The organism is Mucilaginibacter sp. 22184 (assembly GCF_052045695.1).
Lineage (GTDB): Bacteria > Bacteroidota > Bacteroidia > Sphingobacteriales > Sphingobacteriaceae > Mucilaginibacter.
Genome location: NZ_JBQEPI010000012.1, coordinates 177,673 through 189,180, shown reverse-complemented (window position 1 = coordinate 189,180; position 11,508 = coordinate 177,673). Strand labels below are relative to the sequence as shown.

Below are 11,508 nucleotides of genomic sequence, written 5' to 3'. Positions count from 1 at the left end.
GGACAAAAACATCCGCTCCCAGGAGCCTATCTGTACAACAACTTTACTCTCTTTCAAACCCTAACTCAGAGGGGTCACTTTAGATTGGCGAAGAGGGGTCAATATCATTGGTATATCCAGCTGCTGTAAATAATCCACTGAAGTCACGTAGATAAACGTGTATTGAGGCATCACCAAGGGGCTTACCTTTTGCCTTATATTCCCTACCCAAACGATCCACTCTAAGCATTATTCTTTCATTCCTTAAAAACGTTTCAAAGCGTTTAAGAAAATCAACTGTGATCAATTCGATTCCAAGTGGTTTTCCATGTCCGATATAATCACGGATATGATTATAAACCGTATTAAAATTTGCAGCCCCTTTATCCTTTTTTTTGCCTTTTAGCACTTCGATATGCTTTGTGCAAAATTGCAGGAAATCAATTTTTAGCTGCCTTCCTAAAAAAAACTCTTTAATGTTTGCTGCAGTCATACTAGCGATCATTTCTTCATTGTCTGAAATGAGCCTTCGATATCCATCCTGAGTTTTGTTGACGCAAGTTAGAATAAATTGGTCTTTGATCGTCCGATCTTTGGTGAGCTGTTTGTCTGTAACGTAATGCTCGGTGTCTAAAAACACCCGCTCATTTTTGTGAGCAATACAAATTTTCACATTGTAGGTTCCATCCGCCTTTTTGTGATGTTTAAAAATTTTTGCACTTACAGTGGCCATTGTGTTAGAATTGCCACGATTAGGACTGTTACGTATTTGTTACGGCTAATCGTGAAGTTTGACAAAAATTCCTGATTAACTTGAAATTTTTTGGATGATATAGCCCTCAGAATTGAGGTGGCCATTACGCTTACCGAAAAGGCAGAAAGTGCGTTTAAACCGAATATAAGGCTTTTTTGAGCAAAAAAAAAGCCTCACGGACATGTGAGGCTTTTAGCTCCTGAGGCTGGGCTCGAACCAGCGACCCTCTGATTAACAGTCAGATGCTCTAACCGGCTGAGCTACTCAGGAGTATTTTCCGATTGGAGTGGTGCAAAAGTATGATTTCTGAGGTAATTTCACAATATTTGCGCAAAAAAAATTTAAAAATATTTTACATGAGCTTGTTAGTTATTGGTACTGTGGCATTTGACGCTATTGAAACCCCCTTCGGAAAGACAGATAAAATCGTCGGTGGGTCGGCAACCTTTGCCAGTTTAGGCGCATCTTACTTTTACGACCGTATAAAAATTGTTGCCGTTGTTGGCGACGATTTCCCACAGACCGAGATCGAGGACCTTCAAAAACATAATGTAAACACCGAAGGCCTGCAGATAAAACAAGGCGAAAAATCCTTTTTCTGGAGCGGAAGATATCATAACGATATGAACAGCCGGGACACTTTGGCTACTGAGCTCAATGTTTTAGAAGCTTTTGATCCCATTATCCCCGATTCATACCAGGATTGCGAATACCTGATGCTGGGCAATTTATCACCACAGGTGCAGCAAACCGTTATAAAAAGGCTTACCAAACGTCCAAAATTGATTGTGATGGACACCATGAACTTTTGGATGGATATCGCTCTTGATGAATTATTGGCTACCATTAAGCTGGTAGATGTTATTACTATCAATGATGCCGAAGCCCGTCAACTATCAGGTGAGTTTTCCCTGGTGAAAGCAGCCCGCAAAATATTAACCATGGGCCCCAAATATGTGATCATTAAAAAAGGCGAGCACGGCGCCCTGCTTTTCCATGAGGATAAAATATTCAGTGCCCCTGCATTGCCATTGGCAGAAGTATTTGACCCTACCGGAGCTGGCGACACCTTCGCGGGCGGCTTTATTGGCTACCTGGCTAAAGTAGGTACAGTAAATTTCGATTATATGAAAAACGCTATCATATATGGATCGGCGCTGGCATCTTTCTGTGTTGAAAAATTCGGTTCAGAGCGGTTACGCAACCTTTCTCCCGAAGAAATTACTGCCCGTGTACAGGAATTTGTTGGCTTAGCCAAATTTGAAATATAAAAAGCCTTTTTCAGATATGCAGATGTGCAAATGTTAAATAGTGTACTTAACGCTAAGCATTTGCTCATCTGAAATCTGCATATCCGCACATTTGCACATCAGGAAACCTCACCCTTTAGGTGATCGGAGGGCTTAACCTCCCTACCTTTTCAAATTTTTCAAATACACTTTCGGTATGCGGGGCATCGGGTAGTTCATCGGTCAGATCCTGCCCGGCCCAGTGTTCATAGTGTTTGCCATTTTTCCATAGCCGGCTTTCACTAACGTCATAAATCAGTCCTTTATAGGCTATCCATATCTGGGGCTTATCCTGCCCGTTACGCAAGGCCAGTTGCGATTTGGTATACTCCGGAAGCGGGTTCAAGATAATTGATTTTTAGTCTTAAAATATTCAAAAAAACCGATGTTCATCAAAAGCAGGATGAGTAAATAAAAATGATCTTCGACCGGGATGGTACCTATTCGTTTACCCATATTCTCGCTGTTGTTATATAGCACTACCGGTATGGATGTCAATATACCATTTACAATATAAAAAGGAACAAGCGCCACCAGGTAAGCCAAATAAAACCGGTTAATCCATCTTACTTTAAATATATATTGCAGCAGAGGCATCAACACCAACAGTACGCCAAAAGTTACGATAGTATACAAACGTCCATGATAGAAAATGAGCCCTAATACACTCAATATGACGATCAAACCATTTACTATATGGATGAGCTTGTTATCCATTTCCCATTTGACATAATAATTTAAACAGGCATATATAAAAATACAGGCAAATGGTACGGTTATAAAAAACAGCATTTCCTCCAACGGCAATCCCCAGAGGGTTAGCCCTATAATATAATGTGAGTTAAAAGACCATACCCCTTTTACCGTAAAAAGCACGTCCCAAAACAAAAAGAAAAGCGCGGTTATAGCCATTCCAGGCCAGATGAATTTCCAGCTTTTGTAAAAATGCACCTTCTTATCAAACGATAATACAACCGGAAAAAACACGGTCAATACATTGATCAATAAGTAGGTATATTTCACTTTAAGGCGGCTAAGAGCTTGTTTAACTCGTCAATTTGAGCAGGGGTACATCGCCGGGAATTTACCAGAAACTTAATGATCTCTACAGTAAGTTCCCTATCAGCTGTACCATAGTTTTTTTTATCCAGCTGGGTTATGATCTCTTTACTATCAATAGCTATATTTTTATTATAGCCCAAAAAACCGGGCACGCTATCTTCCACAGAAAAACGCATAAACCTGATCTCGATGTTATGCGGATCGGACTCTATCGCTTTTTCAAATGTTTTTTCGCAATTTTTGATGTACTTTATTTTGGAATACGGGTTCCAGGCATGTTTGGCCTTCAGCGCCTGCACACCGGCAATAAACCCATCAATAATACCTGTACGGTTTTTTATACTGCTCAGGCTTTTATAAAGGGAATCGGTGGTTTTACTATCATTAATGGCCTCCCTTAATTGCCTGCGTATATTTTTCAGATTAGGCTCATCGGCCTTTACGCTTTGTATCATCAACAAAAACGAAAACATTCCGGCTATAAAAAAAATACTTCTCCTCATTCTCTTAAATCACATTCAATTTTTGTTGTAAAACAGCTTTAACGTACAAACCCATCTTCCGGATATCAGAAATACGTATTCTTTTTTGCAGGATAACATTTGCCGGCGTATAACTTATTTTTTTAAACAGTTTCAGATAATAGGTATAAGCTATATAAACCCCTAAACGAGTACCTGCGGGCAATTGTTTTACCCCCTCAAGGGCATTTTCAAAGTCGATTTTAATCTCGGCTTCGATGCGGCCCTTATCCTGCTCGGTAAAATTGTTAAAATCGATGCCGGGGAAATAGGTACGGCCACGCTCCTTGTAATCGGCCTGTATATCGCGCAAAAAATTTACCTTTTGAAAAGCAGCGCCCAGGCTGCGGGCTTGGGATAACAGCGATTGATATTGTGCCTTGTTGTTATCCGTAAAAACACGCAGGCACATGAGCCCTACCGTTTCGGCCGAACCATAAATATAAGTTTCATAGCAGGCCGGATCATAGGCTTTTTTATCCAGATCCATTTCCATGGAGTGTAAAAAAGCGTCAATAAGTTCGGTTTCGATGCCGTACCTGTTAACCACCTGCTGAAATGAATGTATAACCGGATTTAAACTGATCTTTTCATCTATAGCTTTAAACGTTTCCTTCTTGAAATTGCTGAGCAGCGTTAGTTTATCATGCTCATGAAAGGTATCCACTATTTCATCAGCATACCTTACAAAACCATAGATAGCATAAATGGGGTACCGAAATTTTTGATCAAATGCTTTTATCCCCAAGCTGAATGATGTGCTATACTTATTGGTTATCAATTTACTGCATTCAAAACTGGTCTCGTCGTACAGATTCATCATTTACACTTGGGGCTGATTCCCAAAAGTACAAATTCAAACCGTTATTGTTTTTTTATGACCACAAAACAATTTGTTTAACTTGGGCTTCCATAGCTATATGAACAGCGGTAGGCACATTATTATTATTGGATCAGGTTTTGCGGGCTTATCCGCGGCCTGTATACTGGCCAAAGAAGGCTTTAAAGTTACCATACTGGAAAAGAACGGCCAGCCCGGCGGCCGGGCACGGATTTGGGAAAAAGACGGTTTTAAATTTGATATGGGGCCCAGCTGGTATTGGATGCCCGATGTGTTTGAGAACTTTTTCGCTTTGTTTGGTAAAAAACCGGCCGACTATTATCAATTGGAACGTTTAGATCCAGGATACCGCATCTATTACGGCCCCAATGATGTAATGGATGTGCCAGCCGGCATGGCCGAACTGGAAGCTCTTTTTGAGCAAACAGAACAGGGCAGTACCACAGGCCTGCGGGAGTTTTTAAAACAGGCCGCCTACAAATACAAAGTTGGTATGGGCGAGTATGTATTTCGCCCTTCCCATTCCATTACCGAGTTTATTGACTTTAATCTCATCAAAAAAAGCATGAGCATGCAATTGTTAAGCAGCATGAGCAAGCATGTGCGCCAATATTTTAAAAACCCCAAGCTGATAAAGCTCCTGGAGTTCCCCGTTTTGTTTTTAGGTGCCACCCCACAAAACACCCCTGCCATGTACAGCATGATGAACTATGCCGATCTGGCCCTGGGCACCTGGTACCCGCAGGGCGGCATGAACCAGATTGTGAAAGCTATGGTTTGCCTGGCCGAAGAATTAGGTGTTGACATAAAATTGAATACCGAAGTCACCAACATCGAAATAAAAGACAACAGGGTCAATAACATCAAGACCAATCAGGGCACGTTTCAGGCCGATTTTGTGATAGCCGGGGCTGATTATGAACATGTTGATCAGCACCTGTTACCCAAATCGCATCATAACTATACCGAAAAATATTGGAACAGCCGAACCATGTCTCCCTCGAGTTTATTGTTTTACATCGGTACCAACAAAAAAGTAGCAGGTATACAGCACCACAATCTATTTTTTGACGAGGATTTTGAGCTGCATGCCAAAGAAATATACACTTCGCCGCAATGGCCTACCAGCCCGCTGTTTTATGTTTCCTGCACCTCCAAAACCGACCCTGGCGTAGCCCCCGAAGGCGGCGAAAACTTATTTTTTCTGATGCCCATTGCACCGGGTTTACATGATGACGAAAGTATCCGGGAAAAATATTTCAACCTGATGCTCAACCGCTTCAAACATATTACCGGGCAGGATATCCGTGATGCTATCGTAGTAAAACGCAGTTACGCGTTAAATGATTTTAAGGCTGACTACTATTCTTTTAAAGGCAATGCCTACGGCCTGGCCAATACACTGGCGCAAACCGCTTTTTTTAAGCCAGCCATGCGGGCTAAACATGTTAAAAATATGTTGTATACAGGGCAGTTAACGGTGCCGGGGCCCGGTGTTCCGCCAGCTATTATTTCCGGGCAAATGGCGGCTCAGGAAGCTGTGAAGAGAATCAAGAAATAAGAATCAGGAATCAAGACAATTTCAAAAATGCCAAACAGTATATAATAATTGCCATGTCATCCAACACTATTACAACTTTCCTGAATCTTAATTCTTGGCTCTTATCTCTTGACTCTTAATCAATTACCATACATCAACGAATAGATCTCCTGCATATAAATTGCTTCGGCCATGGCAGCGTGGAAATCTTCCCACTCATCGGTAGTAAAAGTTAATTGTACATCGTTAACAGGAGTACGCATCACCAGCCTTTCCTGCCCATCGGGAAAGGAGTGGCTGTGTTCGGCAAAATCAAGATCAACCGTAAAATCCCTGAATTGTATAAACTGCTCCGGCGAAAAGCTCAGGATCAGGTTGTTATTCCATATAAATACGCAACGGCACTCCGAGCATCGGCTCACTATTGTTGCCCCAACCTGGCTTATGATCTTTGAATCGCACATATGATATTAATTAAGTTGTGCCTGCCCGGCCCGCAAAGCTATCGCACCGCAGCATTTGCTCAAGAGCAGGACTTTATATTTTAAACTGTTTTTACAGGCATGTCCTTAGTCAATAGGAACAAAGTAATGTCTTATTTAGAATAAATCCAAATAAAAATAAAAAAAGCTTATTTACAGCAACTTAAAACTGATGGTTATTTTATGGCGACAATTTTAGTTTTGGTTACGATCTCTTCTTTTTCAAATGCACTGTACCTGATCACAACGTAACCCTTCTTTTCCGGCACTTTTTCAATGGGTTTAACATCGGCTTCCCACTGGTTGCAGTGTGTAGAGAAAGAAGGCACAACTGCCTGCCAATGTTTGTTGGCGAGTGTGTACACATAATAAGGGCTCCAGCAACTGGTGAACCACTCGGGCAGGATGCCTATTTCATCAGTACCATTATCGTTCAGATCACCCAGGTTGGTGATGGTTCCGCCAATGGCATTGGGTATTACTAAAGGGGTTATTTGGGGATTGGATGACACTATCTTAATAGTGCATTTACCAACGCAATCCTCCCCGCTATCGGCTATTTTGGGCCTCACCACCCAAACGTATTCAGGTTTGCCATCGCCGTTAAAGTCGCCTTTTAGGGCATCCTTGGGTATATTATTTGTTTTTTGCTGTGCAACTACGGGGGTTACAAAAACTAAACTTAGTAAGAGCAATGTTTTAAGCGGTAGCATAGCAGAATAAAATGTGGTGAATAATTTATTGCAATATTGTTGTTAAGGTATTAAACCATTCTTTATCATGGGTGTATATACCGTTGAAATTGATAATAACATAGATATACTGTGTTTCAAACGACGATACGCTGTAACCAATTCTTAAGGGTTGCCAAAACAAACCGGCTCCCCTGACTGATACCATGGGGAACAGATCATCAAAGCCCAGGTAAACCTGGCTGATGGCACCCAGCGGAATGGTCAGGTCTTCATCCGTATCGCTCTCAATAATAATTTCGGTATCGCTTAGGGCGATGTAACCCTCATGGTGGTGCAGCGGCGGTGTAAATGAGGCCATTCCCGTCATAATTTTCCTGGTTTGGGATACCTCGGCCAGTTCATGATCATAGCTCCACTTAACGGTGCCCTGCAATAAGAATTTCTCGGCCATAACGATTTTACTTTTTGAATTTTGACTATTTAGCGTAGACTGATATGGTAAAATTTTTCTGTCAGTCCCTCTCTAAAAACTTTTTAAACCTTTTATTTTAACATTTTTTTATTCAAAAACGGGCCATTTCTTGCCAAAAACCACTCAAAAAAATTGATTTTAACACTTTTTAACAAATTTCAATGCGGTTTTGATGCGGTTTTAAAACTTTAAAAAGTATTAAATAATTGGCTTTCAAATAACTACGAATAAAACAGTCAATTTTTGACCTGTTTTCCTTTACCCAAACGGCCCGACTATCTGTATGAAAGCCGGGCCGTTTGGGTATTATAAATATACGATTTTTTGGAGTAAAGAGCAAGGGGTTTTAGACTATGGGATTTTTGCACTTTTGAGCAAAGACTCACCTATTCACAGGACATTTCCCCTGCGCGTCATTGCGAGGCACGAAGCAATCTCTACACTATACAGGGCGACTCTGTAAGTAGGGGATTATTAATTTTTTGATTGTTTTTTTATCGGTATTAATGAGCTCCCTCTGGTCGGTTGTCCACGTCGTTCCTCCTCGCAATGACGCGTTTTTTTTATGTGTACGCTCCCCATACAAAAAAGCCTTTCAAGCTAAACTTGAAAGGCTTTTTATCATCTGCACATCTGAAATATGCACATCCGCATATCTTTAAGACATCAATTTGATAAAATCATCAAAAAGGTATCTTGAATCGTGCGGACCAGGTGATGATTCCGGGTGATATTGTACCGAGAATGCTTTTTTATCTTTTACACGGATACCTTCTATCGATTGGTCGTTCAGGTTCACGTGGGTGATCTCAACCTTGTCAGAGGCGCGTACAGCCTCAGGCACTACGCCAAAACCATGGTTTTGTGAGGTTACCTCGCAATGGTTGATAATAATATTTTTTACAGGGTGGTTTAAACCGCGGTGACCGTTAAACATTTTTTTGGTTGGGATATCATTAGCCAAAGCCAGTAGCTGGTGACCAAGACAAATGCCAAACATCGGTTTTTCAGAGGCCAAAACTTTTTTTACCGTTTCAATAGCGTAAGGCATAGCAGCCGGGTCGCCAGGGCCATTGGAGATGAAATAACCTGTTGGGGCAAAATCCTTTTCCATTTCTTCAAAGGTGGTTTTTGCCGGGAAAACCTTGGCGTAAACATCACGATCGTCAAAATTGCGCAGGATGTTTTTCTTCACACCCAGGTCGAGCACGGCAACACGGTATCTTCCTTCTTCATCGCCAAAAGTATAGGCTTCTGTGGTTGATACTTTTGATGAAAGTTCCAGTCCATCCATTGATGGTACTTCGGCCAGTTTTGCCTTCAACTCATCAATATCCAGGATCTCCGAAGAGATAATGGCATTCATGGCGCCTTTATCGCGGATATGGCGTACCAGTTGGCGGGTATCCACATCAGATATACCTACCAGGTTTTGCGACTGGAAGTAATCCTGTATCGATTCATCGGCCTGTTTACGGCTGTAAGCGATGTTATAGTTTTTACAAACCAAACCCGCTATCTGGATATTTCCGGATTCTACCTCTTCATCTCTGATACCATAGTTACCAATATGCGCATTGGTAGCCACCATGATCTGGCCAAAGTAGGATGGATCTGTAAAAACTTCCTGGTAACCGGTCATCCCGGTATTAAAGCATATTTCGCCGGTAGTAGTACCTATCTTCCCTGCGGCTTTACCGTAAAAAACGGTTCCATCATCCAATAATAGTACAGCCGGTAATTTGGTGAAGTATGTCATTTATCAAAAAAATTGAAAGGATTAGTAAATCGGATCGCCTGGTTCAAAGCCCCGTGAAAACTGATAGAAATATTGAAGTAAGGAACTTCTTGATTCACGGCGCAAAAATACAGTTTTATTTCGGATTTCGAATGTGGGATTTTGGATTTTTTTTTGATTTCGGATTTCGGAGGTGGGATTTTGGATTTTTCTAAGTCCTAATCCCGGATTTGAGATTTCATACCTCAATATTTATTCAAAACTTAAATCCGAAATGCGAATTTAAGTCCCCTCAGGATTCTCTGCGAGAGACCCTGAAGGGACGAAAAACCATATTAATCCTTTAATCTGTTTAGATCAAGGCTCAGACAAAATCCGAAATCGAAATTCCGAATTCCGAAATTAATAGTAACCTTTGCATACCGGAAACATAAATCCGATATCGAACATCCGAAATCCGAAATAAAACATGTCAATACATAAAGAAGTTAAAAGGATCACTACACATACTGTGCAGGAAATGAAGACCCGTGGCGAAAAAATAGCCATGCTTACTGCTTATGATTACTCCATGGCAACCATTGTTGATGATGCCGGTATGGACATCATCCTGGTAGGCGATTCGGCCTCGAACGTTATGGCTGGTCATGAAACTACACTACCTATAACGCTCGATCAGATGATCTATCATGCATCATCGGTGGTACGCGCGGCCAAACGCGCGCTGGTGATCGTCGATCTGCCATTTGGTTCGTACCAGGGTAACTCTAAAGAAGCTCTCAACTCGGCCATCCGGATCATGAAAGAATCGGGCGCACACGGCGTAAAAATGGAAGGTGGTATTGAAATAGCCGAATCGGTAACCCGTATATTGACCGCCGGTATACCGGTTATGGGGCACTTAGGGTTAACGCCACAATCTATTTATAAATTTGGCACCTACACCGTACGTGCCAAACAAGAGGCCGAAGCGCAGAAGCTGAGAGAAGATGCTCTGGTATTACAGGAACTGGGTTGCTTTGCCATCGTAGTTGAAAAAATACCGGCACAACTGGCTAAAGAAGTTACCGAGAGCGTTCAGATACCTATCATTGGCATAGGCGCCGGGCAGCATTGCGACGGACAAGTACTGGTGATACATGATATGCTGGGTATTAACAAAGGTTTTAAACCCCGTTTTTTACGCCAGTACGCCAATTTATACGAGCAGATGAACGGCGCCATCAAAAACTATGTTGGCGACATTAAATCAAAAAGTTTCCCGAACGAACAGGAACAATATTAATTAGTTCATAGTTGATGGTTCATTGTTCATAGCCAATTTTGAAGCTCCCATGAACCATCAACTATGAACCATGAACTAAACACAACATGCGTCCCGAATTTAATTATACCAGTTATGATATTACCGATAAGGATATCCTTTATGAGGACAATCACCTTATTGCCGTAAACAAACGCGCCGGTGATATTGTACAGGTTGATGAAACCGGTGATGAACCGCTGGATGAAAAGGTTAAAAAATATATCGCCAAAAAATACAACAAACCCAACGGCGCGTTTTTAGGCGTGGTGCACCGGCTGGATCGCCCTGTAAGCGGCGTTATCCTGTTTGCCAAAACCAGCAAGGCATTGGACCGCATTAACAAAATGTTCAAAGCCCGCGATATGCACAAAACCTACTACGCTGTGGTGCGTAAGCGCCCCCAACCCGAGGCGGGCACCCTGGTACACTGGCTGGTAAAAAACTCGCAAAAAAACGTAACCAAAGCGCATGATAAAGAAGTTCAGGGCAGTTTACGCTCCGAATTACACTACAAACTGGTTGGTGAACTTAATGGCTACTACCTTATTGAGGTTGATCCGATAACCGGTAGACCGCACCAGATCAGGGTACAGCTATCAACCCTGGGCACTCCCATTGTTGGCGATAATAAATATGGCTACCCACGCGGCAGTCTGCGTAAAAGCATTTGCCTGCATGCCAGCAAGTTAACCTTCGTGCATCCAGTTAAAAACGAACCGGTAACCATCATAGCTCCCGTTCCGCACGATGGTTTCTGGGAAAAGTTTGAGGGGATGATGATTGGGGAGTAAGAGAGAAGCAAGAGATTAGAGTCAGGAATCAATATAAA

The 11,508-nt window shown here is 41.9% G+C and carries 13 protein-coding genes and 1 tRNA gene; 4 read left to right on the top strand and 10 right to left on the bottom strand.

Features of this window, described 5'->3' with window-relative positions:
- Window positions 1-79 precede the first annotated feature (79 nt).
- Complete coding sequence (locus tag ACTJKG_RS24650; RefSeq protein ID WP_440740672.1) at window positions 80-712, bottom strand: phage integrase SAM-like domain-containing protein; 633 nt, start codon at window positions 710-712, stop codon at window positions 80-82.
- Between the two features lie 217 nt (window positions 713-929).
- Window positions 930-1,003: transfer RNA gene (locus tag ACTJKG_RS24645), tRNA-Asn, on the bottom strand.
- Between the two features lie 86 nt (window positions 1,004-1,089).
- Here ACTJKG_RS24645 and ACTJKG_RS24640 point away from each other — a divergent pair.
- Window positions 1,090-2,004 (top strand): PfkB family carbohydrate kinase, encoded by a 915-nt coding sequence (locus tag ACTJKG_RS24640; RefSeq protein ID WP_172337260.1) that lies wholly within the window; start codon window positions 1,090-1,092, stop codon window positions 2,002-2,004.
- A 115-nt stretch (window positions 2,005-2,119) separates the two neighbouring features.
- Here ACTJKG_RS24640 and ACTJKG_RS24635 read toward each other — a convergent pair whose 3' ends face one another.
- Genes ACTJKG_RS24635 through ACTJKG_RS24620 form a run of 4 tightly spaced genes read right to left on the bottom strand, consistent with a single transcriptional unit; the run spans window position 2,120 to window position 4,428 of the window.
- Window positions 2,120-2,368, bottom strand: coding sequence for a cytochrome b5 domain-containing protein (locus tag ACTJKG_RS24635; RefSeq protein ID WP_172337261.1), 249 nt, complete (start codon window positions 2,366-2,368; stop codon window positions 2,120-2,122).
- On the bottom strand, window positions 2,365-3,045 hold the full coding sequence (locus ACTJKG_RS24630; RefSeq protein ID WP_172337262.1) for a lycopene cyclase domain-containing protein: 681 nt from the start codon (window positions 3,043-3,045) through the stop codon (window positions 2,365-2,367). The genes ACTJKG_RS24635 and ACTJKG_RS24630 overlap by 4 nt, the downstream gene beginning before the upstream one ends.
- On the bottom strand, window positions 3,042-3,587 hold the full coding sequence (locus ACTJKG_RS24625) for a hypothetical protein (RefSeq protein ID WP_172337263.1): 546 nt from the start codon (window positions 3,585-3,587) through the stop codon (window positions 3,042-3,044). The genes ACTJKG_RS24630 and ACTJKG_RS24625 overlap by 4 nt, the downstream gene beginning before the upstream one ends.
- 4 nt (window positions 3,588-3,591) lie before the next feature.
- Complete coding sequence (locus ACTJKG_RS24620) at window positions 3,592-4,428, bottom strand: phytoene/squalene synthase family protein (RefSeq protein ID WP_216650660.1); 837 nt, start codon at window positions 4,426-4,428, stop codon at window positions 3,592-3,594.
- Window positions 4,429-4,525: 97 nt separating this feature from the next.
- Between ACTJKG_RS24620 and ACTJKG_RS24615 the strand changes: the two genes are divergently transcribed.
- The gene (locus tag ACTJKG_RS24615; RefSeq protein WP_440740671.1) at window positions 4,526-6,007 is read left to right on the top strand and encodes a phytoene desaturase family protein; all 1,482 of its coding nucleotides are present in this window, start codon (window positions 4,526-4,528) and stop codon (window positions 6,005-6,007) included.
- Window positions 6,008-6,126: 119 nt separating this feature from the next.
- Here the strand turns inward: ACTJKG_RS24615 and ACTJKG_RS24610 are convergent, their stop codons facing one another.
- The 4 genes from ACTJKG_RS24610 to carA all read right to left on the bottom strand — a co-directional run bounded on the left by ACTJKG_RS24610 (window position 6,127) and on the right by carA (window position 9,394).
- Complete coding sequence (locus ACTJKG_RS24610) at window positions 6,127-6,450, bottom strand: DUF6686 family protein (protein WP_440740670.1); 324 nt, start codon at window positions 6,448-6,450, stop codon at window positions 6,127-6,129.
- Window positions 6,451-6,644: 194 nt separating this feature from the next.
- Window positions 6,645-7,181: a hypothetical protein gene (locus ACTJKG_RS24605; protein ID WP_440740669.1), complete on the bottom strand. Its 537-nt coding sequence runs from the start codon at window positions 7,179-7,181 to the stop codon at window positions 6,645-6,647.
- A gap of 25 nt (window positions 7,182-7,206) precedes the next feature.
- Complete coding sequence (locus ACTJKG_RS24600; RefSeq protein WP_172337267.1) at window positions 7,207-7,614, bottom strand: hypothetical protein; 408 nt, start codon at window positions 7,612-7,614, stop codon at window positions 7,207-7,209.
- Between the two features lie 679 nt (window positions 7,615-8,293).
- Window positions 8,294-9,394 (bottom strand): glutamine-hydrolyzing carbamoyl-phosphate synthase small subunit, encoded by a 1,101-nt coding sequence (gene carA / locus ACTJKG_RS24595; RefSeq protein ID WP_172337268.1) that lies wholly within the window; start codon window positions 9,392-9,394, stop codon window positions 8,294-8,296.
- Between the two features lie 448 nt (window positions 9,395-9,842).
- On the opposite strand from carA, the gene panB reads away from it, so the two are divergent.
- Both panB and ACTJKG_RS24585 read left to right on the top strand, forming a co-directional pair.
- Complete coding sequence (gene panB / locus ACTJKG_RS24590; RefSeq protein WP_172337269.1) at window positions 9,843-10,658, top strand: 3-methyl-2-oxobutanoate hydroxymethyltransferase; 816 nt, start codon at window positions 9,843-9,845, stop codon at window positions 10,656-10,658.
- Between the two features lie 86 nt (window positions 10,659-10,744).
- A complete protein-coding gene (locus ACTJKG_RS24585) occupies window positions 10,745-11,470 on the top strand; it encodes an RluA family pseudouridine synthase (RefSeq protein ID WP_440740668.1) in 726 nt (241 codons plus the stop codon).
- Window positions 11,471-11,508: the final 38 nt, after the last annotated feature.